The organism is Pseudocitrobacter cyperus (assembly GCF_039889165.1).
GTDB lineage: Bacteria > Pseudomonadota > Gammaproteobacteria > Enterobacterales > Enterobacteriaceae > Pseudocitrobacter > Pseudocitrobacter cyperus.
Map to the genome: position 1 here is coordinate 1,100,647 of NZ_JAYMYY010000001.1, position 24,881 is coordinate 1,125,527.

At 54.9% G+C, this 24,881-nt stretch carries 20 protein-coding genes; 8 read left to right on the forward strand and 12 right to left on the reverse strand.

What is annotated here, in order from left to right; genetic code table 11:
* Positions 1–16: 16 nt before the first annotated feature.
* Positions 17–721, forward strand: a complete 705-nt coding sequence (gene aat, locus VSR74_RS05350) for a leucyl/phenylalanyl-tRNA--protein transferase (RefSeq protein WP_347793752.1) — start codon at positions 17–19, stop codon at positions 719–721.
* A 271-nt stretch (positions 722–992) separates the two neighbouring features.
* Positions 993–1,211, forward strand: a complete 219-nt coding sequence (infA, locus tag VSR74_RS05355; protein ID WP_002211347.1) for a translation initiation factor IF-1 — start codon at positions 993–995, stop codon at positions 1,209–1,211.
* Positions 1,212–1,300: 89 nt separating this feature from the next.
* On the opposite strand, the gene cas6f is transcribed toward infA, so the two are convergent.
* The 8 genes from cas6f to clpS all read right to left on the reverse strand — a co-directional run bounded on the left by cas6f (position 1,301) and on the right by clpS (position 12,989).
* Positions 1,301–1,855 carry a type I-F CRISPR-associated endoribonuclease Cas6/Csy4 gene (gene cas6f, locus VSR74_RS05360; RefSeq protein WP_347793753.1) on the reverse strand — a complete coding sequence of 185 codons (555 nt, stop codon included), beginning with the start codon at positions 1,853–1,855 and terminating at the stop codon, positions 1,301–1,303.
* 10 nt (positions 1,856–1,865) lie between these two features.
* Positions 1,866–2,867: a type I-F CRISPR-associated protein Csy3 gene (gene csy3 / locus VSR74_RS05365; RefSeq protein WP_347793754.1), complete on the reverse strand. Its 1,002-nt coding sequence runs from the start codon at positions 2,865–2,867 to the stop codon at positions 1,866–1,868.
* A gap of 10 nt (positions 2,868–2,877) precedes the next feature.
* Positions 2,878–3,801, reverse strand: a complete 924-nt coding sequence (csy2, locus tag VSR74_RS05370) for a type I-F CRISPR-associated protein Csy2 (protein ID WP_347793755.1) — start codon at positions 3,799–3,801, stop codon at positions 2,878–2,880.
* Entirely contained in the window at positions 3,798–5,108 is a 1,311-nt protein-coding gene (gene csy1, locus VSR74_RS05375; protein ID WP_347793756.1) for a type I-F CRISPR-associated protein Csy1, read from the reverse strand. The genes csy2 and csy1 overlap by 4 nt, the downstream gene beginning before the upstream one ends.
* 24 nt (positions 5,109–5,132) lie before the next feature.
* Positions 5,133–8,372 carry a type I-F CRISPR-associated helicase Cas3f gene (cas3f, locus tag VSR74_RS05380; protein WP_347793757.1) on the reverse strand — a complete coding sequence of 1,080 codons (3,240 nt, stop codon included), beginning with the start codon at positions 8,370–8,372 and terminating at the stop codon, positions 5,133–5,135.
* A complete protein-coding gene (gene cas1f, locus VSR74_RS05385) occupies positions 8,369–9,352 on the reverse strand; it encodes a type I-F CRISPR-associated endonuclease Cas1f (protein WP_347793758.1) in 984 nt (327 codons plus the stop codon). The genes cas3f and cas1f overlap by 4 nt, the downstream gene beginning before the upstream one ends.
* Positions 9,353–10,358: 1,006 nt before the next feature.
* On the reverse strand, positions 10,359–12,638 hold the full coding sequence (gene clpA, locus VSR74_RS05390) for an ATP-dependent Clp protease ATP-binding subunit ClpA (RefSeq protein WP_347793759.1): 2,280 nt from the start codon (positions 12,636–12,638) through the stop codon (positions 10,359–10,361).
* A 30-nt stretch (positions 12,639–12,668) separates the two neighbouring features.
* Complete coding sequence (gene clpS / locus VSR74_RS05395; RefSeq protein ID WP_347793760.1) at positions 12,669–12,989, reverse strand: ATP-dependent Clp protease adapter ClpS; 321 nt, start codon at positions 12,987–12,989, stop codon at positions 12,669–12,671.
* Between the two features lie 309 nt (positions 12,990–13,298).
* On the opposite strand from clpS, the gene cspD reads away from it, so the two are divergent.
* A complete protein-coding gene (gene cspD / locus VSR74_RS05400; RefSeq protein ID WP_347793761.1) occupies positions 13,299–13,523 on the forward strand; it encodes a cold shock-like protein CspD in 225 nt (74 codons plus the stop codon).
* A 65-nt stretch (positions 13,524–13,588) separates the two neighbouring features.
* Here cspD and macB read toward each other — a convergent pair whose 3' ends face one another.
* Positions 13,589–15,529, reverse strand: coding sequence for a macrolide ABC transporter ATP-binding protein/permease MacB (macB, locus tag VSR74_RS05405; RefSeq protein ID WP_347793762.1), 1,941 nt, complete (start codon positions 15,527–15,529; stop codon positions 13,589–13,591).
* Complete coding sequence (gene macA, locus VSR74_RS05410) at positions 15,526–16,641, reverse strand: macrolide transporter subunit MacA (protein ID WP_347793763.1); 1,116 nt, start codon at positions 16,639–16,641, stop codon at positions 15,526–15,528. Before macA ends, macB begins: the two co-directional genes overlap by 4 nt.
* A 162-nt stretch (positions 16,642–16,803) precedes the next feature.
* On the opposite strand from macA, the gene VSR74_RS05415 reads away from it, so the two are divergent.
* Complete coding sequence (locus tag VSR74_RS05415; protein ID WP_347793764.1) at positions 16,804–17,754, forward strand: VirK/YbjX family protein; 951 nt, start codon at positions 16,804–16,806, stop codon at positions 17,752–17,754.
* Here the strand turns inward: VSR74_RS05415 and VSR74_RS05420 are convergent.
* The gene (locus VSR74_RS05420) at positions 17,751–19,409 is read right to left on the reverse strand and encodes an ATP-dependent endonuclease (protein WP_347793765.1); all 1,659 of its coding nucleotides are present in this window, start codon (positions 19,407–19,409) and stop codon (positions 17,751–17,753) included. The genes VSR74_RS05415 and VSR74_RS05420 overlap by 4 nt on opposite strands.
* A 473-nt stretch (positions 19,410–19,882) precedes the next feature.
* Here VSR74_RS05420 and aqpZ point away from each other — a divergent pair, with 473 nt between their 5' ends.
* From aqpZ to hcr, 4 genes are all read left to right on the forward strand, one after another.
* A complete protein-coding gene (gene aqpZ / locus VSR74_RS05425) occupies positions 19,883–20,578 on the forward strand; it encodes an aquaporin Z (protein WP_347793766.1) in 696 nt (231 codons plus the stop codon).
* Positions 20,579–20,700: 122 nt separating this feature from the next.
* Positions 20,701–21,600 carry a LysO family transporter gene (locus tag VSR74_RS05430; RefSeq protein WP_347793767.1) on the forward strand — a complete coding sequence of 300 codons (900 nt, stop codon included), beginning with the start codon at positions 20,701–20,703 and terminating at the stop codon, positions 21,598–21,600.
* Positions 21,601–21,746: 146 nt separating this feature from the next.
* Positions 21,747–23,399: a hydroxylamine reductase gene (hcp, locus tag VSR74_RS05435; RefSeq protein WP_347793768.1), complete on the forward strand. Its 1,653-nt coding sequence runs from the start codon at positions 21,747–21,749 to the stop codon at positions 23,397–23,399.
* Between the two features lie 10 nt (positions 23,400–23,409).
* On the forward strand, positions 23,410–24,378 hold the full coding sequence (gene hcr, locus VSR74_RS05440; protein WP_347793769.1) for an NADH oxidoreductase: 969 nt from the start codon (positions 23,410–23,412) through the stop codon (positions 24,376–24,378).
* Positions 24,379–24,427: 49 nt separating this feature from the next.
* Here the strand turns inward: hcr and VSR74_RS05445 are convergent, their stop codons facing one another.
* Positions 24,428–24,862, reverse strand: a complete 435-nt coding sequence (locus VSR74_RS05445) for a DoxX family protein (protein WP_347793770.1) — start codon at positions 24,860–24,862, stop codon at positions 24,428–24,430.
* Between the last annotated feature and the right edge of the window lie 19 nt (positions 24,863–24,881).

Sequence of the window (24,881 nt, forward strand, 5' to 3'; positions counted from 1 at the left end):
GTGGAGTGATAACGACATGCGCCTTGTTCAGCTCTCTCGCCACTCGATAGCGTTTCCTTCTCCTGAAGGAGCGCTTCGCGAGCCGAATGGTTTACTGGCCTTAGGGGGTGATCTGAGCCCCGCTCGCCTGCTGATGGCCTATCAGCGCGGCATTTTCCCCTGGTTCTCGCCGGGCGATCCTATTTTATGGTGGTCGCCCGATCCACGAGCCGTACTGTGGCCTGAGACTTTTCACATCAGCCGCAGCATGAAACGCTTTCATAGCCGCTCCCCCTATCGCATCACCCTCAACTATGCATTTGGTCGAGTGATAGAAGGCTGCGCGGAAGAGAGACATGAAGGCACCTGGATAACCACCGGAATCGTGCAGGCCTATCATCGCCTACATGAACTGGGGCACGCACACTCCATCGAGGTGTGGAAAGAGGATGAACTGGTCGGCGGCATGTACGGCGTTTCGCTGGGCGCGCTCTTTTGTGGAGAATCCATGTTCAGCCGTGCGGAAAACGCCTCAAAAACGGCATTACTGGTATTTTGCGAGACATTTAAACAAAGCGGTGGAAAATTAATCGACTGCCAGGTACTGAATAGCCATACCGCATCATTAGGCGCGGTGGAAATAGCACGTCGCGACTATCTGGAACAGCTTGATATATTACGTATGCACCGCCTGCCGGAAAATTTCTGGGTACCACGAACACTCTTTTCACCGGAAGCGTAAATGTTTTCAGCACAATTTTTGTCAGGATGATATAATTGTGCCCTGAGAGTCGCTTCTGCCTTTTGCCCCGCCGCCTTTTGGGAATCATTCGAGCCAGATCTCCCGCAGCATCCAATCCGATCTGCGTCAATCGCACGGTTCCATCGTGTGGCGAAGGGGTAATGCGCAAAAACGACTTTCGGCGATTTAATCGCTAAATCTTTACTTACATGATGAAGTTCGGCATTATCTTGCCGGTTAAAAACTATGGTAGTGATACCCCGAGGACTAGATGGCCAAAGAAGACAATATTGAAATGCAGGGTACCGTACTTGATACGTTACCTAACACTATGTTCCGCGTAGAACTGGAAAACGGTCACGTGGTAACTGCGCACATCTCCGGTAAAATGCGCAAAAACTACATCCGCATTCTGACGGGCGACAAAGTGACTGTTGAGTTGACCCCGTACGACCTGAGCAAAGGCCGCATTGTCTTCCGTAGTCGCTGATCGTTCCTGAGCCCCCAGAGGCAACCAGATGCTGAAAGGCCGGGTAAATCCCCGGCCTTTTCCGTTTGTGAGGCGCGGTAGCGTCGAACTTAAAACCAGGGAACGGTGGCAACGGCGCTCAAACCATAACTACTAAATTTACCGCTAACAGGCGCATTCAGTAATTCCCCATGAGACACAAAAAGCCTGAACTGCTGCCCGCTGGATAAGCTTTTTATGTGCAGGTATGGCAAAGATGTCCGGGCCTCCGGCAACGTTTGCAACCGCGCCAGCGCCTCTTCTTCTGTCAACCACCCTTTACGTACTGAGCGCCGCAGCAGTCGCTGCGGGCTGCTTTTCACCTGAATACGGTTCACCGTCCTCCATGCTTTAACGTCCGGCACGGGCGTAACCGCGCCGCACTGGCAATAGTCGCTTAGCCCCTTGCGCCAGCTTGTCGCTTCCAGTTCATTAAGGGCAGAAGCGCTGCCGTGCAGACGCAGGCAATCCCCTAAGGTTGTGCCATGGTGAGGAAAACTGATACCGATATCCCCTTTCCCTCTGCCCCCCAACGCCCGGTGAAGTTTGGCGAAAAGCGCCGCCATCAGCATCCCGGCGTTGAACTCGGGGTCAGGAAGAACACGGATCTCCATGTAGTGATCCATAACCGATTCCTTATTCACTTTTCTCGCCAAATACGCCGCCGCGAATCAGGACTGCCATCACGTAGTGCTGCTGATCGACATCGGGTGTGGCCCCTTTCGTCACCCAGTTATCGAGTAAGGTGTAAAAATCCATTTTCTCTTTTGGCTGACGGCAGGCAACGCCGCGGCTGGTCACTGAACCATAGGGTTCCACGGCAATCGCCCCGAGTTCATCAACGCGGGGATGCCAGGAATCGATAGTACGCACCGCGTTGCCGATTTTTTGTGAGTGAATACCGGCAACACCCGCAACCTGATACAGCACCCGGCTTTTTGTGCTGTTGCTGTCCAGAACCAGTTCCTGAGAGGGGAACACTTCCTGACCCGCCCCAAGTCGAACCTGCGCTTCCACACTCAGCATCACCCATTGCTGGCCGCTTAATCCCTGTTCAATCACTGCGGCCAGTGAGTTAAGTGAATCATCAGCGTGGGCAAACTCACGCAGCGAATAGTCATGGCCGTTAAACGTCCAGGTCTGGTCGCCTGCCGTCACTTTCACCTCGATTTGCTCTGCGCCAATGCGGTTACGCCACAGAAAACGGCCATTCGCCAGATTGGTTGCATAGCGACGCGCCAGTTCCTGGAAGCCATGTTCACTGATATAACCTTCAATCACCTTCGTCAGCGCGTCCTGATAGGCCATATCATTACATACTGACGGAGCAGAGAGATTGCCCAATACGCGCAGGGTAAACATCACTTTTAACGTGTCAGCATCTGCCGGTAGCGCGGCAACATCCACACGTTGCAGATTCGCTTTCTGGATTTCAGCATCCAGTTTTACCGGATCGCTGGAAATCGCATTTTTCAGACGGTTGGAGATAGTACCGCGAACGGCTTTCTCCTGAATTTCAATTGGTTGCCAGCAATCGCTTTGCCAGTTTCCGGCATACATCACCGCATCAGAGGTCGCCAGTTTGCGCTCGAATGCCAGTACGGAGGCCGTTTTTACAGAGACAGGTGCCTTTGCCATAGTTATATCCTTATTCAAAATCGTCATCGTCGTTAATTGTGAAATCATCGGCCACCGGCATAGCGGAGCAGTAGTAGCCAGTCTCAGTTGTCCGGTAGCGCCAGAGAAGCGGTTCGATATCGGTGACGCGGTGCAGGCCGCGCCATTCGCCAACGCCATAAACCGCCTCTGCGAAGGCAAACGGTGTCGTACTGTCGCGCGCGTTGGCCACTTCGCCGGCAGGGTAGAGTTGAGAGATGCGTTGATAGCCGCACATCAGCGGCACCAGATAGCCCGGCATAGGTTTGGGCTGATACTCCCAGGTCGCCTTCCCCTCTTCGTCAGGGTCTGTGGCCTGGTATTTGATCGCGGCGAAATCCAGCCAGGCATCCAGCACAGAGGTATCGGGCTGCTGTTGATGATGTTCCGCCAACCACTCGCTGCGATCGTACAGAGCAAAACCGGGCATCAGCCGCCAGAGGATCTGCCGAAGCTGTTGCTCATTTTCAGGGGTCTGAAAAAGCTGAGGATCGCGCATGCTGACAATCGCTCCGCCCGCCAGTTTGTGGCTCTGACAGAGCATTTTCAGACGATCGCAGAATGCCTCTTTGCCATACTCGCCGTTGGTGATTTCGCCCTCACATTCAATCACCAGCGAAACCGTCAGATGCATGCGCCCTTCTTCATTAAAGGAGGCGGTGTTGCCCTCTTTGGTCAGCGGATTGCGGGTCAGCGCAAACTGAAAATCGCGCCCGGAACTGTAAGCCTGCACCTGATGCTCATGGCTAATCACCGCACAGCCCTCGAAGCGGACGCCGTACTCCGTGCAAACTTTGCGGGAGAGCGCATGCGCGTAGCCCAGGAAATGGGTGATGGCGGGGAATCCCCACGTCAGCCCGGCGACAGCATTGGCGTTTTCAATACGCAGGTGGGGTAATAACAGCAGATAGCTCATTTCAGCGCCTCCTGCACAATGGCTTCCATTTCACGCATCCGGCGGCGGAACAAGGGTTGTGTGCGCCACTCTCGCCACTCGACAGCCCCCACCTCCAGGCTCGCTTTTTTCAGACGATAGTTCAGCCAGCGCGCAAAATCGTCCGCCACGGCAACCTGCCAGTCGTCTTTATCGCGTTCACGCCAGAACGATTCTTCTGTCTTGCCACGCCCGGGATCGAGCCAGAGCTGCTGATGAAGCGGAAGTTCGGGACAATTCTGCGTCCAGCCCTGCCACTTTTCCTGCTGGAAGGCGGACGCCTGCATAAACAGCAAATCGATAAGTTCATCGACGTATTTCGCCCGGGCTTTGCGTATATGGACATTATTCCTGTCTACGCTCACTTTCAGTAAGAAAGTCATGCGGGCGATAATCCCTGATGCCGCCCGGTTGAATGCCTCGCGTGGCGAAAAAAGGTTACGCATATTTTGCGGCGCGCGTTGCAGATTCACCCAGGCGGGTGGCTTCGACGGTAACAACCAGACGCGCCCGCCGCGCGCACTGTTGAGTGCGGAGATATTCTGCGGCTTGGTGCCGCCAAAATGCATTTCGGCAAGCCCGGGGTAACGGATATCGGGTTTTGCATGCCACATCCCCGCCCGGTGGGCATCGCGTATGGCTTTCGCCTCTTCGCCAAACCGGGCCGCGACCATTTTTTCATGCATCGCCTGCGCAAGCGAAGTGGCGAACAGCGGGCACAGCAGGTGGTAATCGTCGCCGACGGGGAAATAGATCTGTTTGGCGAGCTTGTGCGAGGCGGGCTGAGCCGATGTTAATGCCTGATTAAACCCGGCCACCCACTGCGCCAGTTGCGCATCGTCCTCTGCAAAGGCCTTCAATGGCCGCTCGTCGCCCCGTTTAAGGCAGGCGAGCAAAGTGTCGCCGTTAACTTCAGTTTGCAGCAATTTTGCGACATCCAGTGCTGCCGCGTTGCCCACGGCATCGGTGGCGATATTCGCGAGTGAAGAGGTGCTGAGATAACCCTCATCCTCCCTGGTTTCACAATAGATACTGCTGCTTTTCGAATCACCATGCGTGAACTTCGCCGCATGCGTGACCAGGCTAATCTGCCCCGCCCGCCTTGCCGCATCCGTTAGCCAGTTTCGCGGCTGATAGCGCGCTTCCATTTCCTGACGTTCCAGGGCGATGGCGCTGGCATCTTCGCCCTGCGCCAGACGCTTTGCCGCCTCTTTTTCGAAGGCATCGAGTTTGGTCTGCCTTCGGGAGGCGATGTAATCTGCAATAAAACCTGCCAATTTTTCGTTCAAAAGATTCCCTCCTTGAACAGGTCATCAGGGGGCGCGAAACACGCCCAACCATGGGTTGTAATACCAGTCGCTAACCGCATCCTCCTCATTAGCCGTCACTCGAATCTCGCCAAAAATCGCCCCAACCCGACGGATGTCGAGATGGTGTTGCTCGGCCTGCTCCAGCAAAATCCGTTTGTAATCCACTTCGCCCCAGCGAGCGACGCCACTGGCACACTCCACCTTCTGTAACCTGAAATTCCCGCTCTCTTTGCCACCGTTATCGTCAGTACGGGAATAAAAGCGCGGCTCGCTCTCCTCATCCTCCATATGCAGATAAAACACCGCCTCCGGCTGCGAGCGGCGAAACGGCGTCCGGCGCTGCATCCAGCCGTTCCAGGTCAGCGGCTGTCGCCACCACTGGGCGGCAACCACCTGCTTATCCGGGCTGTTCATCAGTTCCGTCTTTAAACGCAGATGTTCCAGTTCCGCCAGTTTGTTCTTACCGTCCGGCGGCAGAATGCGCGGCAGCGCGTTGATGGTGCGAAAATCCTCAATCGGCAGCAGTTCACGCAGATCGTGGCTGGGGAGAAGATGATTTTTCGTTTCGAATCCCGGCTTACAGAACGCCGGGGCTTTTTGCTGCAGCGCCCTGATATTACGACTGAGGATCGCCAGATTTTCACTTTCCGGCGCCTGGCGACGATGGCGCTGTATGCGCCCGGCAAACTGAATAATGGAACGCATTGAGCTGGGCTCTATTATCCCCCAGTCCGCATCCCAGTCGCGCCCCACCTCGATGACGGAGGTTCCCAGCACCACAAACAGATGGTGTTTTTCCGGCCGCTTATGGAGCGCCGTCGCAATTTCCGCATTCTGCCAGAGGGCATCCGGCTGATGGCGGGTAAAGGCGCGGTCGAGACGCTTTTCGATCTCTGAACGCACCGCCAGCGGATGGCGGGCATGGTAGACGCAATAGTGAATGCAGACATCCTCCGGCGACGGCATCGCCATTAGCGCTTTCGCCACGGCCACCAGGGGGTTGATATTGGCGAATCTCACCAGCCCCAGCGAGACGGTTTTTCCGCTGTCGTGAACCTGGTTATGCGCCCGATGCAAAGCCATCATCTGGCCGTGTACGGTTTGAGCAACGCTTGCTATCGCATTACCCGTTGCGTCAGAGGCTGGCTGAACCGGCGCAATACGCCCGAAATGGAGCCGTGGTTTTGCCGCCAGCATCAGCGCACGTTGTTCAACAAAGGCTTTATGCGCTTCGCTAAAGGCGCGGCCATCGGCAATCTGTTCCGCCCGTGACTGTTTCTCGTCAAACCAGGCGCAGCAGATATTGAGCGGCCTGCCGCTTACCCCGCACGACGCCTGCCAGACTCTGCGCCCCGCCAGATAGGCGGCAAACAGCGCCTGAATCAGCCCCGGCGGCAGCGTTGCGGATGAGAGCAACACCCGCGTCCCCAGCATCCCCGCCCAGTTCATCAGGCGACAGACGGCATAAAGATCGGCAATATCAAAATCATCCGGCTCATCCAGCACCAAGTCGCTGGTCAGCAGCCGTAAGACAGGCGGGAGCTGCGCGCCGCCGCGCACCCCTTCCGTCGCCGGGATCAGGTGATCAATGGTCGCCACCAGTATCGGCGCGCTGACCAGCTCGTTTAACCGGGTGTCATTCTGCAACCATTTTCCCAGCAAGCCGGTATGCGTACTGCCCTCATAATGAACATATTGCTGTTCATCGTAGAGCGCTTCTGCCGACGCGCTACCGCGATCGGCTTCAGGCTGCTCATCTTCCTTCTGTTTCCAGAGCCGTTTTACCGCCGCCGAGCCGATCATGACGGCCAGATCGTCCTCATCCAGCCCCAGCCGTTCACGCAACGCCTCACCCGTTTGCAGTGTCAGCGTGCGCAGCCCCAGCGCCACGGTGAAGCGGCAGCCCTCCTGTTCATCCGCCAGCGCATACATAATCCGGGCGTTGGCAAAGGTTTTTCCACACCCCGTCGACGCCATATTGACGCCAAAAAAGCCCTCTTCCCGGCTGCGCTCCCGCATAGCGAGGGCAACATCCCAGGCTTTGTTTTGCCAGTGAAGCAGCGAGTTAGCAGCCCGTTGACGAAACCCTTTATGCCGGGCAATCGCCGGCAGCGACGCCCGGACGTGCATCAGTTGTCGCCCCAGCAGCAGCGCATGGTGCGCCACGCCGACAAGATGTTCATCCACCCGCTGTTTCAGCGCGCCGTTGTTTCTGTCGCTGTTTGCCCAGGCGATGTAGTCGCTATCCTGCCACTTCACTTGTGGCGCGCCGGAGGAGTAGCAGTGATCGGCCAGCATCAGGCAAAAACGCGCCATATGCAGGGTGAACAGTTGATCCATCCGCCCCCATGTCGGCAGGGCGATGGCGTTTTGCGCCCTGCGGGCGATTTGCCGCGCCTTTTCTCGCCAGGTGCGGCTTTGCAGCGGCGTCCCCGCTGGGAATGTCCAGACCTGACGAAAATCGCGCGCCATCCACTCGCCATTTTTATGATTCAGCGCGTTCCAGTCGGCGTTAAGCTGGTTCTCCAGCCAGCGTTCACAGCCCTCTGACGGCTCTTTGCTCTGAGTGGGTAAATTTTCCGGTAGCCGGTGATGCGACAAAATCAGCCACGCCACCGTTTTCGCCAGCGGCGGCAGCGTGCAAAACGGGCTGTCCGAGAAGTCGAGGTCATCCATACGCAGACGCGCCAGGATCGCCGCTTCATCCTCAGGCGCCAGCGCGCCCAGTTTCGCCAGCCATTCATCATCCGTTTGTTCACCGACGAACGCCTGAAACAGCCGCACAGAGATCCATTCATGCCGGTACGGCTGATAACTTTTCGCGCCTTTTTTCGTCAGACTCTCCTGAAAAGCCCGCCCTGCCTTGCCGAAGTCGTGAAATAGCCCGGCGATAGCGGCCAGCAGCGCAGTGCTCTCCGCACATTGCCAGCGCTGCTCTTCCCGGCCGGAGGGTAAACTTCGGGTGCTCCGATTGGTCGGCACACGTCCCTGGGCATTAAAGCGGCGAAGGTTGCCGACAATCCACATCAACTCCATCTGCCCGTTTTTCTTCAACCAGTGGCAGGCCACCGCCGTATTGCGTCTGGCCGTTTTGCGTAACAGGCGGCGCAGCGTATTGACGCCTTCGAGGGTGATAACGGTCTGCCAGGCGGCATCGCCCGTGCGTTCGGCAAACTGGTCGATTATCCGGCAACTCTCCTCACGGGCGCGTTTGGTGCAGCGGGAAATAATCAGCACGTTCATTGCGCATCCTCAGCCTGCGATTGCGCGGTTTCCTGAAGAGAGGTAATCATGATATCCAGCGCATCGGATTGCTGGAAAACGTTGATGCAGCGCTGACGAAACGTCTGAGCGCCGTCTCCCGCCATCGCCGCAATAAATGCCTGCGGCATCACCAGCGCATCTTTAATCAGATCGGCGAGATCAAAAACCAGCCCGCCGCGACGCGTTTTCCCATGCATCACCGCCAGCCCGTGCGGCACACCGGTCACCCATGCCGCCACCGCCGCCAGGCCATAGGCCAGATAATTCCCCTGGTCGAGAAAACGGTTGGCAGAATCAATACCACCGCCACGCTTCGCCCGCGTGAAGTCGCCATACCCCACCGTCTGACTCACCATTTTGTACAGTGCTTTGGTCAGCTTCGCTTCCGCCAGCATCAGCAGCGTATGATCTTCCGCCTGCGCCATTTCATCGCTAGCGCGATTAAGTAACGTCTGTAGTGCCGCAGGATCGGGTTGAAAAGCGGATTCACGCTGCATCTGAGAACTGAGCCAGCGTTTTTCAATTTGCGCCAGACGGATCTGCTGAAAACCTTTTGCCGCCTGCAACCGTTTATTTTCATCAAACCAGAACGACACCCACTTCTGAAGGTATTCTGTCGGGCGATATTCACTTTGCGGGCTGAGCCAGGAGACATCCACATCCACTTCATTCGCCGAGTACAGCGGCGTTCCATCGGTGCCGCAAAAACCCACCATCACGCCAGCATGAGCAAACTCCCGCATCGCCGCCTGAGTAACCGATGTGCCCATCCCCAATAACAGCGCGGTTGTGTTGGCGATAGGGATGTTCCAGTAGAACGACTCCTTCCCTTCGCTGGTGACATATTCAACGCGCCCGCCGTTGACCTGCACTCGGCACTTTTCCAGATAGTAGATGTTGGCGCGTTTGGAATGGAGAATGGTTTTGAGATCGGAGGGCGTGAGGTAGTTGGCTGACATAAGAACACATCGTTATAATCACTCTGGTTATTATTCCAGATAATAGAACACGTTATCCTGGCAATTAGATTGATTCTTATCCCACTTTTGGACTTTCTTATTGAAAAGAAGGAGGTAGGGGCAGAGCTGGTTGAGCGTGTTTTAAGCTGCTTGTACGGCAGTGAACCGCTAATGCCACCATTAGCTCAAATTGCACCATTTTCCAGGCTGGCTGTACGGCAGTGAAGGCATAGCTATCTCCCGATATGGCTTGCATAGTTTCTAAGCTGCCTGCACGGCAGTGAACTTCAGGTTTGCATGCCCGGTTCCACCCATTCCTTTCTAAGCTGCCTGTACGGCAGTGAACGTGTAGGAACGGTCGGCGGCCGACTTACCATCTTTCTAAGCTGCCTATACGGCAGTGAACTCCCTCCTTTGCGGCCAGCATTCTCACTGAGCTTTCTAAGCTGCCTATACGGCAGTGAACAACCACTGGCAGATTCGGCGGGCTGAGTTACTTTTCTAAGCTGCCTGTACGGCAGTGAACGCAAATACACTGCGATATCGTCGTAGGCGTTTTTTCTAAGCTGCCTGTACGGCAGTGAACTAGTTTTGCGGCTGGGGGATTATATTGCGATTTTTCTAAGCTGCCTGTACGGCAGTGAACGCTCTCGAATACGATGAATATAGAATGTTACATTTCTAAGCTGCCTGTACGGCAGTGAACGTGAAATCTGCGATTTTGCGGGAGACATTGGATTTCTAAGCTGCCTGTACGGCAGTGAACTCAAATACTACACGCCCAACCTCTTGTTGATAAAGTAAAATATCCACAATCCCCGGCAAAACCCTTTTTTACCTCTTTCATAATGTACGGCCGAAAATCAATTAGTTACGTCAAGGTGAAAAAAAAGGGTCTACCAACCGCGCCTGCCGTGGCGAAAAAAAATCCGTAACCTCATCAGAGATTACGGATTTTGATTTATCACGCACCGGGCTATCAGCCCGCGGCGCTATCGCTCAGAAATTAATGCGCTGCTTCCGGTTTGTGCTTCTGCGCACTCTGGAACCCGTAGGTCAGCTCATTTTTCTCTTTATCCAGCGCCACCGTCACCTGACCGCCGTCGACCAGGGAACCAAACAACAGCTCGTTAGCCAGTGGTTTCTTCAGGTTGTCCTGAATCACGCGAGCCATTGGACGCGCGCCCATTGCACGGTCGTAGCCTTTCTCCGCCAGCCAGTTACGGGCTTCCTGAGAAACTTCCAGCGACACGCCTTTCTGATCCAGTTGCACCTGCAGTTCGACGATAAACTTATCAACAACCTGATGGATAACCTCAGTGGAGAGGTGATCGAACCAGATAATGTTGTCCAGACGGTTACGGAACTCCGGCGTGAAGATCTTTTTGATCTCTTCCATCGCATCGGTGCTGTTATCCTGCTGGATAAGGCCGATAGATTTACGCTCGGTTTCACGTACCCCGGCGTTGGTGGTCATCACCAGCACCACGTTGCGGAAGTCGGCTTTGCGGCCGTTGTTATCGGTCAGCGTACCATTATCCATCACCTGCAACAGCAGGTTAAAGACGTCCGGGTGCGCTTTCTCGATTTCATCGAGCAGCAGTACCGCATGCGGATGCTTGATAACTGCGTCGGTCAGCAGGCCGCCCTGGTCAAAGCCAACGTATCCCGGAGGTGCGCCAATCAGGCGGCTCACCGTGTGACGTTCCATATATTCGGACATATCAAAGCGCAGCAGTTCAATGCCCATCGCTTTTGCCAGTTGAACCGTCACTTCAGTTTTCCCCACCCCGGTTGGCCCGGCGAACAGGAATGACCCGACAGGGCGATGATCGTGACCGAGACCGGCACGGCTCATTTTGATCGCCTCGGTTAACGCATCGATGGCTTTATCCTGCCCAAACACCAGCATTTTCAGGCGATTGCCCAGTGTTTTCAGCGTATCGCGATCGCTCTGGGAGACGCTTTTCTCCGGGATACGCGCGATGCGCGCCACCACAGATTCAATATCCGCCACGTTGATCGTTTTCTTGCGCTTACTCACCGGCATCAGGCGCGCACGCGCGCCCGCTTCATCAATCACATCAATCGCTTTATCCGGCAAATGACGGTCGTTGATGTATTTCACCGCCAGCTCCACCGCCGCACGTACCGCTTTCGCGGTGTAGCGCACGTCGTGGTGAGCTTCATACTTCGGTTTCAGGCCGTTGATGATCTGCACCGTTTCCTCGACAGAAGGTTCGGTAATGTCGATTTTCTGGAAACGACGCGCCAGCGCACGATCTTTTTCGAAGATGTTGCTGAACTCCTGGTAGGTGGTTGAGCCCATCACCCGGATTTTACCGCTGGAAAGCAGCGGTTTAATCAGGTTAGCGGCATCCACCTGGCCGCCCGACGCGGCACCCGCACCAATAATGGTGTGGATTTCGTCGATAAACAGGATGCTGTTGTCATCCTGCTCGAGTTGCTTAAGCAACGCTTTGAAGCGTTTTTCAAAGTCACCGCGATATTTGGTGCCCGCCAGCAGCGAACCGATATCGAGTGAGTAAATCGTACAATCGGCCATGATTTCCGGCACGTCACCGCGCACAATACGCCATGCCAGACCTTCGGCAATCGCGGTTTTGCCCACGCCGGATTCACCCACCAGCAGCGGGTTATTTTTACGACGACGGCAAAGCACCTGAATGGCGCGCTCCAGCTCTTTGTCGCGGCCAATCAGCGGGTCGATACCGCCGACGCGAGCAAGCTGGTTAAGGTTGGTGGTGAAGTTTTCCATACGTTCCTCCCCGCCTGCTTGCTCTTCATTGTTCGGGGCCTGGCTTCCGGAGTCGGAAGACTGGCTCGGTTCGTCTTTACGCGTACCGTGAGAAATAAAGTTAACCACATCAAGGCGGCTGACTTCATGTTTACGCAGAAGATACGCAGCCTGCGACTCCTGCTCGCTGAAAATGGCCACCAGGACGTTCGCGCCGGTCACTTCGCTACGCCCGGAAGACTGAACGTGGAAAACCGCACGTTGCAGGACACGCTGGAAGCTAAGCGTCGGCTGTGTGTCGCGCTCTTCTTCACTGGCGGGCAGAACCGGCGTGGTTTGTTCGATGAAGGCTTCGAGTTCCTGACGCAGCGCCACCAGATCCACAGAACACGCTTCCAGCGCTTCGCGGGCCGATGGGTTGCTGAGCAGTGCCAGCAACAAGTGCTCGACGGTCATAAACTCATGACGGTGCTCGCGCGCTCTGGCGAAAGCCATGTTTAAACTGAGTTCCAGTTCTTGATTGAGCATAGGCACCTCCCCCAATTTTCATGCCTGATTTCAGGCTTTTTCCAGCGTACACAACAATGGATGCTCGTTCTCCCTCGCATATTTGTTCACCATCACTACTTTGGTTTCTGCCACCTCGGCAGTAAAAACACCACAAATAGCTTTACCTTGATAGTGAACCGTGAGCATCAGTTGTGTGGCACGTTCTACATCATAAGAAAAGAATTTTTGTAACACGTCAATAACAAACTCCATTGGCGTGTAGTCATCATTGACTAAAATCACTTTATACATCGATGGGGGTTTCAGCCCATCCTGTAGTTTATCTTCCGTTAGCTGGTCGAAATCCAGCCAGTCTCTGCTCTTACTCATTGTCAGTCATCATCTTCGGTGGCAAGTACGCAGTCGCTGACCTCTGTTTATACAGGTACTAAATCTACTGTAGATCATAGATAACTATCACCTATAGCTGTCATTAGCGAACTCTGTCACATTACCGTCAATAGCGTTAACTGCTTCAAATTTTGATTCATTTTCCGCCCATCTGGCCCTTCAAACCCTTGACGCTTTGCGCGAAAACTCTAAATTGTACTGGCGAGAGTTGGCGAGGTTTTAAACAGCTCCTGACTCAACCACCGGTTCATTCCATCTACATATAAGCGTTACGAAGGATGTCGAAGTATGGAAATGGGTACTGTTAAGTGGTTCAACAATGCCAAAGGGTTTGGTTTCATCTGCCCGGAAGGCGGTGGCGATGACATATTCGCCCATTACTCCACCATCCAGATGGATGGTTACAGAACGCTAAAAGCCGGGCAATCCGTCCAGTTTGATGTTCACGAAGGCCCGAAGGGGAATCACGCCAGCGTGATTATTCCCGTCATCGAGACAGAAACTGCCGCATAGCCTTCAGGTTTCATTGTGTACACCCCGCCGTCAAAATGCCAGTCCTTCCGACTGGCATTTTTATTTTACTCTCGCGCTAACGCATCCACCGGGTCAAGCCTTGCCGCATTCCGAGCGGGCAACCAGCCAAACAGTACGCCAGTCAGCGTCGAACAGATAAACGCCGTTAACAGCGCGACGGGTGAAAAACCGATCTCCCAGCCGGGCAGGATAAGTTGCAGCGCCAGCGCTATCATTAAGGATAGCGTGACACCTAACGCCCCGCCCACCAGACACACCAGAACAGCCTCAATCAAAAATTGTTGCAGCACATTGCTGGCCCGCGCGCCCACCGCCATACGAATGCCGATTTCACGGGTTCGCTCCGTCACCGACACCAGCATGATATTCATCACGCCAATACCGCCAACCACCAGCGAGATCACCGCCACCAATGTCAGAAACAACTGTAATGTATGTGTGGTGCGTTCCGCCGTTTTCAAGACGCTGTCCATGTTCCAGACGAAGAAATCTTTTTTACCGTGGCGAAGATTCAGCAAACGCGTCAGTTGCTGCTCGGCAAAACTGCTGTCGTAGCCCTCTTTGACGCGGACAGTGATCGAGTTGAGCCACGATTGCCCCATTACCCGCCCCGCCATCGTTGAGTAAGGCAACCAGACGCGCAGAATAGTGCTGCTGCCAAACATCGACTGTTTCTCATCAGCAACACCGATCACCGTCGCTGGCATGTTGCCCACCAGAATCACCTCGCCCACCACCTGCGTTTTATTGGGAAAAAGCTGACGGCGGGTATTGTTATCCAGCACCACCACCTGCGCTCTTTCCGCAGCCTGGATGGCGTTAAAGGTATTACCCTCGCTGAAGGTCATACCGTAGACGTTAAAGTATTGCTGCCCGATGCCCTGTACGCTGGCCGCGACGTCCACGCTCCCCGCCCGCAAGCGCAGGCTTTTTGAAACGGCGGGCGTAACGGAACTTACCCACGACTGTTTTTCGATAGCCAGCAGATCGTCATATTTCAATGACTGCTGATACTGCGGGTCGTCGTCGCCAAAATCTTTGCCGGGATACACATCGATGGTGTTTGTACCAATGGAACGGATATCCGCCAACACCATTTGTTTGGCGGCGTCGCCTACCACCACAATCGATACCACCGAGGCGATGCCGATAATAATCCCGAGCATCGTCAACAGGGTGCGCATTTTGTTCGCCGCCAGTGCGCGCCAGGCCATCGACAGCGCTTCGCGGAAGTTATTGCTGAATTGCCGCCAGCCGGGAACACTTTCGCCCGCCAGCCGACGCGGCTCGCCGGTGGCGGGTTTGGCTGGCGGGTTACGTAAAATTTCGCCGTCATGAATTTCAATCACCCGCTCCGCCTGAGCGGCCACCTGCGGGTCGTGAGTGACGATGATAATCGTGTGCCCCTGCTCTTTGAGCTGATGCAGGATAGCCATCACCTCCTCGCCAGAGCTGCTATCCAGCGCGCCGGTCGGTTCGTCCGCGAGGATCACCTGGCCGCCGTTCATCAGCGCGCGGGCAATACTCACACGCTGCTGCTGCCCACCGGAAAGCTGCGAAGGCGCGTAATCCACACGCTCGTCCAGCCCCAGGCGCTTGAGCAATTCCGCCGCGCGCACCAGGCGGGCTTTGCGCTCCATTCCGGCGTACACCGCCGGGACTTCCACATTCTGCACCGCCGTCAGGTGCGACAAAAGATGATAGCGCTGAAAGATAAAACCAAAGTGCTCGCGACGCAGTTGCGCCAGCGCGTCGCCATCCAGGGTGGCGACATCGACGCCCGCCACGCGGTAGGTTCCGCTGGTGGGTTTATCCAGGCAACCAATGATGTTCATTAGCGTGGATTTACCCGACCCCGACGCCCCGACAATCGCCACCATCTCCCCGGCGTTAATCTCAAGGGTGATCCCTTTAAGAACTTCTACGCTGCCGTCACCGGATGGGTAGCTACGGCGAATGTCCGTGAGTTGCAGCAACGCCGTCATTGCGCGGCTCCGGTTTTGCCCTCGCCGATAATCACTTCGTCACCCGCTTCCAGCCCTCTTGCGATTTCCACTTCCGTATCATTACGCGAGCCAATAGAGACTTCACGCGGTTTCACTTCGCCGTTACGCAGCAGCCGCACGGTATAGCGGTTATCGCCCACGCTATCGCCCAGCGCTGAAAGCGGGATCGTTAATACGTCTTTCACACCAGCCAACTGGATATGCACCTGGGCGGTCATATCCAGCCGCAGCACACCCTGTGGGTTCGGTACTTCAAAGCGCGCGTGATAGAAGATGGCATCGTTCACCTTTTCTGGCGTCGGCAAAATATCTTTCAGCGTACCTTCGTAGCGCGTCAGCGGATCGCCGAGAACGGTAAACCAGGCTTTTTGCCCCGGCTTCAGATAAATCACGTCGGCTTCGGAAACCTGTGCCTTCACCAGCATAGTGCTGAGATCCGCCAGCGTCAGAATATTTGGCGCCTGCTGCGCGGCGATAACCGTCTGCCCTTGCAGGGTGGTGATTTGCGTGACTTCCCCGGCCATCGGCGCCACGATTCGCGTATAATCGAGGTTGGTTTTCGCCGTGTCGAGCGACGCCTGGTTGCGCTTAATTTGCGCATCAATCGTGCCAATTTGCGCCTGTTTTACCGCCAGTTCGGTGGCGGCTGTGTCGAGATCCTGACGAGAGATCGCCTGCGTTTTTGCCAGTTGCTGCTGACGCGCCAGCGTCACCTGCGCCAGTTTGCGTTCCGCTTCTGCCTGGCTACGCTGCGCCCTCAACTCCATAAGCGTGGCTTCTACTTCCTTAATCTGGTTTTCTGCCTGTTCCGGGTCGATGACCCCCAGCAGTTGCCCTTTTTTCACTTTGTCGCCAATCTCAACCGACAGGGTTTTCAACTGCCCGCTTACCTGCGCACCGACGTCCACTTTACGTAAGGCATCAAGCTTGCCGGTCGCCAGCACGCTTTGTTGCAGCTCGCCAGGGCGAACAATCAGCGTTTGATACTGCGGCACCGGCGCATTCAGCGTTCGCCAGAGGGCGATAAACGCAACAAGAATCACGACCGCGAGCAGCAGATAACGTTTTTTTATTTTTCCCTTAATGCGCATAGCTATCCTGATAATTTTCGTTGTTTCAGCCAGAGTGAGAGCATCAACATCAACCGTTACTAAACAACATGGTAAAGGTGAACAGGGTAACAGAGTTATTGAGAATTGGTTAAGCTTGCCAGTGGTGAAATCAGCCCATCATCCATTACGCGGATAGCTGATATGTTGCATACCACCGAAAATCCCCCTTTCCCCACCCTCCCTGGATCAAGCCTGGGGCTTTTTCTCTGTCTGTGGAGCGGGCTGTGGCGCCCTGGTAAATTCTGGCACCAACGCAGCTTTCGCAGAAAGTTTATGCTGCGTTCGCTGTTTATGCCGCGTTTAACCCGCCAGTGGATGGCAGAAATGGCGAGATGGCCGGACATCGAACGCCTGCTGTTGATTCAACCACGTTTGCCGGTTCGTCTGCATCGCCCCTACCTGGCGGTGAATTTCGATCGACAGCAATTGCTGGATGCATTGCGTTACCATTACGCCACGCTGCGCAATACGTTGACCGACGAAGAGTTGCAGCACTACTTCGCCTATGCCGGGATCCCGCTTGCAGACATTGAAGGCAAAGGGGGCGAAATCTACACTCTGCATTTTGCCTCGGTCATCTCGCTGGATAAAGAGGGCGAAAGCACCATTCTGTTGCGTAACGCACGTAATGAAATGCTGGCGGAAATCACCTTCACCATTTGCGAGTACGAAGGCAAACGCACGCTGTTTATCGGCGGTTTACAGGGTGGTAAAACCGAACAGTCGCAGGAAGATATTCATCAGGCGACAAAAGCCTGCCACGGGCTTTTCCCCAAAAGAGTGGTGATGGAAGCAGTATGTAGTTTCGCCAGGCGCTGGCAGATTACGCAGATCCTCGCTGTCAGCAATCAGGCGCATATCTACCGCAGCCTGCGCTATCGCGATAAAGAGAACAAAATTCACGCGGATTATGACGACTTCTGGCAAGCCGTTGGCGGCGTGAGTGACAACCAAGGCTATTATCATTTACCGCTGACGATCGCCCGCAAAGATGAAACGGAGATCGCCAGTAAAAAACGGGCGGAGTACCGCCGACGTTACGCGCTGCTGGATGGCATCGATAGCCAAATCCGGCAGCGTTTTAATCGTTAGTCGGCTTTGCCACGCGCCAGCCAGATAACCCGGGAGAACATTTTACGCAGCAGCGTCGGTACAGCTTCCACCCCGCGTCGCCCGGCCTCCATCGCCACCTCAATGGCCAGATCCGGTTTTGAGGAGCGGTGGATAGCTTTGGTGATCACCCGGCGCATATTCATTGGGATATTTTCCGGCAGTTGCGCCACCCGATGATAGACATCGGAGAAGCCCTGCCGGTACATAAAGTGTTCCATATCCAACGCCGGCAGCGCCGTCAGGTAGTGGCGCTCCTGCTCTTTGTCGTTATTGAGCAGGCTGCGCACGGTGGCGGCGTATTTCTTCCCGGCCTCATCGCCGTCAACCAGCACATGCCATTCAATGCCCATCCGGCGGGCAAATTTGATCAGGGGCTTCAGGCCAGACTGCGCAAATTCAATCACCTTCACCCCTTCGGCATCAAAGTGATGACCGCACTGACGCGCCAGTTCATTAATCACCCAGGTCTCGGTTTCGCCTTCTACCAACAGCCAGCAGCGGGCAAACAGCGAAGAGGCGCGATTAAAACGAATATGGAACGAGATCCGTCGGCTGTCATCGGCATTCATACCGCCGGGGCCTAACCGCCACGCCGCTACGCGCGAAGATTCCCGAACCAGGCGGCACACATGCTCCATCGGCGTAAGCGACAACAGTTCGCCGGAGTTGGTGGTGGTGACACGCTGAAGCGGCAGCAGATTGAGTAAATTCCACGCCACCGACAGCATGATCGGGTGCAAACGCGTTTCGGGATCTTCAATAAGCAGCAGCGGGCGGGCGTCTTTATCCAGTCGCACCGTCCCTTTCGCCTGCAACAACGTCGAGAACAGCGCGAGAAGGATCATCCGATGACTGCGTGCGCCGGGCTTATCGATCATCCGGTTGATGATATCGAGATAGCGCCAGCTACGCTGTTCATCGTGCGAGCGCTGACGCATCAAACGATGGCGCGCGACTTCAGAGCCCTGTTCTGAAAAATAGTGCTCCAGCAGTTGTACCATCGCCGAAAGCCCCTGGCGGATCTGCGCATCACTCAGGTTTTGCGGGCTGGTAACCAGTTCGCGGGAGAGATAGTCAAGCTGGCGGGCGGTGACTTCCACATCCGGCGCATTGGGTACGGTGCCATTACGGATGCGACGCATAAAACGCGCATCGCGCAGTCGCAGTACTGGCATCAGGCGGATCAGGTGATGCGCCATCGCGTCGATATCGTCTAACTCCAGCGCCTGGCCGTTGCTGTCGATAAAACTGCGCAGGGTCATGACGCTCCCCTCTTCGCCCAGTTCCCCTTCCAGACGATAAAAGAGGCGATGAAAACCGTCATCACAGCGCGACCAGCAATCCGCCAGCGGTCGATAACGGCGTCCGTGATAACGACCGGGCTCCGACTCGCGAAAGGTCAGAATGATGTGTAAATGGTGTTCGCGACCATTAACGTCACCCGGCGGGAACCAAAAGTCATTGCGAACAAAGTGATAGAGTTCCTCATTCGGGGATAACAGCAGCGTTAACGCGTCCAGCAGGCTCGATTTGCCCCAGGCGTTTTCGCCAATCAGGACGTTGTTCTGCTCGAGCATTAATGACAAACGATTAATGCCGCGAAAACCGACAATTTCTACGCGTTCAAGAAGCATGTCCCCTCCGTTTAGCTACTGCCTTTTCCATCTGTTATCAGCAGTATATACGCACAATCCTTCAGGAAGCGTCAAGCGGGGGACGAGAGCGTGAGCCATCGCTGCAAATTTGAACTGTTCAGGTGGGGCTTCTCTGCTATCACATAAATGCCATGATAAACAGACATTACTAACAATGAATATTCTCAAAATAATGCACTACACTCTATTCAACCAAACAAATTGTTTAAGGAATAACATCGCATTGCCTTACATCAAATTTAATGTACAAATTTAACTGGTGAAGGGATGGCATCGTTTTTAAAATAACGACTTCTTATACTCGTCTTTATTCTTCCGGCATTGAGATGATTCCATTCATCTACCATGTCGGGGTTATGCTGTGAGTATAAATTGTGTCGTCACCCCTTTCTGACGATAAATAATGTACAGCGAGATTTATCGCCTGTGCTTGCTTTTTTATTGAGGTGGTTATGTTTAGAAAATTAGCTGCAGAGTTCTTCGGTACTTTCTGGCTGGTGTTTGGTGGCTGCGGTAGCGCCGTTCTGGCGGCAGCATTCCCGGAACTGGGTATCGGTTTCGCAGGTGTAGCACTGGCGTTCGGTCTGACCGTGCTGACCATGGCGTATGCCGTCGGCCATATCTCCGGTGGTCACTTTAACCCGGCAGTTACCCTGGGCCTGTGGGCTGGCGGTCGCTTCCCGGCGAAAGACGTTATCGGCTACATCGTGGCACAGGTTATCGGCGGTATCGTCGCTGCAGCCATTCTGTATCTGATTGCCAGCGGTAAAGCGGGCTTCGATGCGGCGGCAAGCGGCTTCGCATCTAACGGCTATGGCGAGCATTCACCGGGCGGCTTCTCTATGCTTTCCGCTATCGTGATTGAAATCGTTCTGACCTGCGGCTTCCTGCTGGTTATTCACGGCGCCACTGACAAACACGCACCGGCGGGCTTTGCGCCGATCGCAATCGGCCTGGCGCTGACGCTTATCCACCTGATCAGCATCCCGGTAACCAACACGTCTGTAAACCCGGCGCGTAGCACCGCGGTTGCCATCTTCCAGGGCGGTTGGGCACTGCAACAACTGTGGCTTTTCTGGGTTATGCCGATCATCGGCGGTATCCTCGGCGGCCTCATCTACCGTACTCTGCTGGAAAAACGCGACTAACGGCGTTTTCTCCTGTTAAGGGCCCGCAGTGCGGGCCCTTTCTTTTTTAGTGGCTTTACTCCGCAGGGCGATTTCGGTAGTGTCATTGCCGCTTAATCCACACTGCAAGGAATAGACCGCTCATGTTGTCGGGACTGCTGATAATCCTGGTACCCCTGATTCTGGGTTACCTGATCCCTCTTACCCATCGCCCCACGCTCCAGCTTATTAATCGCCTGCTTAGCTGGATTGTTTATGTGATCCTCTTTTTGATGGGGGTAAGTCTGGCGTTTCTCGATAACCTGGCAAACAACCTGCTGGCTATTTTTTACTACTCTTCGATCAGCGTGGTGGTTATTTTACTGTGCAATATTGCCGCCCTGCTATGGCTGGAAAAATCACTGCCCTGGCGTCATCACCATCAACAGGAAAAATTACCTTCACGCCTGGCAATGGCGCTGGAATCGTTAAAACTGTGCTTTGTGGTCGTTGGCGGTTTTGTGATTGGCTTAAGCGGCCTCTCTTTTTTACAACACGCCACAGCGGCCAGTGAATATACGTTGATATTCCTTTTATTCCTTGTGGGTATTCAACTACGCAACAGCGGTATGACCCTGAAACAGATCGTCCTTAATCGTCGCGGGATGATTATTTCCGTGGTGGTCATGGTGAGTTCTTTAGCAGGCGGCGCCATTAATTCCCTGATCCTCGGTTTGCCATTAAAAACCGGTCTGGCAATGGCCTCCGGATTTGGCTGGTACTCCCTTTCCGGCATTATGACCACCGATGCTTTTGGCCCGGTGATTGGCAGCGCCACTTTCTTTAACGATCTGGCGCGCGAATTGATTGCCATTATGCTGATCCCGGCACTGGTACAGCGCAGTCGCTCGACGGCGCTTGGCCTGTGCGGCGCAACGTCGATGGACTTCACCCTTCCCGTGCTTCAGCGCTCCGGCGGCGTGGAGATGGTTCCGCCCGCTATCGTTCACGGTTTTGTTCTGAGCCTGCTCGTCCCACTGCTGATGGCCTTTTTCAGCGCCTGATTACCCCTATGGCGGTAGTCTTTGCTGCCGCCAAAATTGCGCTAAATCAACCTCCCTTTAACTAGCGACAAAAACCACTTTTCAAGCACCTGGCACAGGCTTACCCTTAAACATGTATATTAAATATAACTTTAAAAGGTGTGACCATGTTTTGTGTGCAATGTGAACAAACAATCCGTACTCCCGCAGGGAACGGCTGTGCTTACTCGCAGGGTATGTGCGGTAAAACAGCCGAAACGTCCGATCTTCAGGACTTGCTGATTGCTGCTCTGCAGGGCCTCTCCGCATGGGCGATAAAAGCGCGTGAATACGGCATTATCAACCATGACGTTGATAGCTTTGCCCCCCGCGCTTTCTTCTCCACGCTGACCAACGTTAACTTCGACTCACCGCGCATCGTAGCTTATGCTCGCGAAGCGATTGCCAAACGCGAAGCGCTGAAAGAACAGGTTCTGAGCGTTGACCCGAAGGCGACCGTCAATAATCCGATGGCGGATCTGCAACTGGTGAGCGACGACCTGGGCGCCCTGCAACAGCAGGCGGCTGAATTTACCCCGAACAAAGACAAAGCAGCCATTGGCGAGAACATTCTCGGCCTGCGTCTGCTGTGCCTGTACGGCCTGAAAGGCGCAGCGGCTTACATGGAGCATGCGCATGTCCTCGGCCAGTACGACAACGATATCTACGCGCAATACCACAAAATTATGGCGTGGCTGGGCACCTGGCCTACCGATATGAATGCTCTGCTGGAGTGTTCAATGGAAATCGGCCAGATGAACTTTAAAGTGATGAGCATTCTGGATGCCGGTGAAACCACCAAATACGGCCATCCAACGCCGACTCAGGTCAACGTTAAAGCGACCGAAGGCAAATGCATCCTGATCTCCGGTCATGATCTGAAAGATCTCTATAACCTGCTGGAACAAACCGAAGGCACCGGCGTTAACGTCTATACCCACGGTGAAATGCTGCCGGCACACGGCTACCCGGAACTGCGTAAATTTAAGCACCTGATCGGTAACTACGGCAGCGGTTGGCAGAATCAGCAGGTGGAATTTGCCCGCTTCCCTGGCCCTATCGTAATGACCTCCAACTGCATCATCGACCCAACCGTTGGTGCTTATGATGACCGTATCTGGACTCGCAGCATCGTTGGCTGGCCGGGCGTGAGCCACCTCGAAGGCGATAACTTCGGCCCGGTTATTGCTCAGGCACAGCAGATGGCTGGCTTCCCGTACAGCGAAATCCCGCATCTGATCACCGTTGGCTTTGGTCGTCAGACCCTGCTCGGCGCCGCCGATACGCTGATTGACCTGGTGAGCCGTGAAAAACTGCGTCACATCTTCCTTGTTGGCGGCTGTGACGGCGCGCGCGGTGAACGTAACTACTTCACTGATTTCGCCACCAGCGTCCCGGATGATTGCCTGATCCTGACTCTGGCCTGCGGTAAATACCGCTTCAACAAACTGGACTTCGGCGATATCGAAGGCCTGCCGCGTCTGGTGGATGCCGGTCAATGTAACGACGCCTACTCTGCGATCATCCTGGCGGTGACGCTGGCGGAAAAACTGGGCTGTGGCGTAAACGACCTGCCGCTCTCTCTGGTGCTCTCCTGGTTCGAACAGAAAGCGATTGTGATTCTGCTGACCCTGCTTTCACTGGGCGTGAAAAATATTGTCACCGGGCCGACCGCGCCGGGCTTCTTTACGCCAGACCTGCTGGCCATCCTCAACGAGAAATTTGGTCTGCGTTCTGTGACAACCGTTGAAGAAGATATGAAGCAGTTGCTGAGCGCGTAAGGAGTAAACGATGACCATGCCAACCCCTCAATGTCCATGGCGGATGCAGGTGCATCACATCCACCAGGAAACACCGGATGTGTGGACGCTTTCGCTGCTATGCCACGACTACTATCCTTATCGTCCGGGCCAGCATGCGCTGGTGAGCGTGCGTAACTCCGCCGACACCCTGCGCGCGTATACGATTTCGTCTACGCCTGGCGTAAGCGAATACATCACGCTGACCATTCGTCAAATCGACGATGGCGCAGGCTCTCAGTGGCTAACCCACGATGTAAAACGCGGCGACTATATTTGGTTGTCCGATGCGATGGGCGAGTTTACCTGTGACAATGAGCCGAACGACCGTTTCCTGCTACTGGCAGCCGGTTGCGGAGTGACGCCCATTATGTCAATGCGTCGCTGGTTGGCAAAATATCGTCCGCAGGCTGACGTGCAGGTGATCTTCAACGTCCGTTCGCCACAGGATGTGATTTTCGCTGACGAATGGCACCACTACCCGGTGACGCTGGTGGCGGAAAATAATGCCACGCACGGCTTTGTTTCTGGTCGCCTGAGCCGGGAGTTGCTGCAAAGCGTGCCGGATCTCGCCTCACGCACCGTGATGACCTGCGGCCCGGCGCCGTACATGGAGATGGTCGAGAAAGAGGTAAAAGCCCTCGGCGTTACCCGCTTCTTTAGCGAGAAGTTCTTCACCCCTGTCGCCGATGCCGTCACCAGCGGCCTGAAGTTCACCAAACTGCAACCTGCGCAGACGTTCTATGGCCCGGTTGGCACCACCTTGCTCGACGCGATGGAAAGCAACAAGGTGCCGGTTCAGGCAGCCTGTCGCGCAGGCGTCTGCGGTTGCTGCAAAACCAAAGTGCTTTCCGGCGACTACACCGTCACCAGCACGATGACGCTGAGCGAACAAGAGATCGCCGACGGCTATGTGCTGGCGTGCTCCTGCCATCCTCAGGGCGATTTAGTACTCGCCTGATGCAAAATGCCCGGCTAATCAGCCGGGCATTTTTATACTGTCAGAAGGTTTAGCGCCAGGCTGAATTTCCGGCGACAGAAAAACGCCCCGCCCCAATAAAAGCGATAGCCAGCGCGCCAACAAAGAAATAGACCAGGCTCTCAATCGCCCACGCACCGGTTTTATCCAGCATCCAGGTTTTCCCCATCGCGACCATTAGCCAGGCAACGACCATTGTTGCCGCCACAATCAACGCCGACGTCCGCGTTAATATCCCCAGTATAATCAGTACCGGCGCAACCACTTCTCCTGCCAACACCCCATAAGCAATAAAACCGGGAATACCTTTGGCAATCAACATTGCGCTAATACCGTCAATACCCGCAAAGAGCTTATGCAGGCCATGAAAAAGCATCAGCCCACCCACGGCAAGACGCAATAATAACTTGCCAAAATCCTCATGCATCAACATCCTGTTCACGGCATTTAACAATGGATTAACCATCTGATTTAACTCCTGTTTA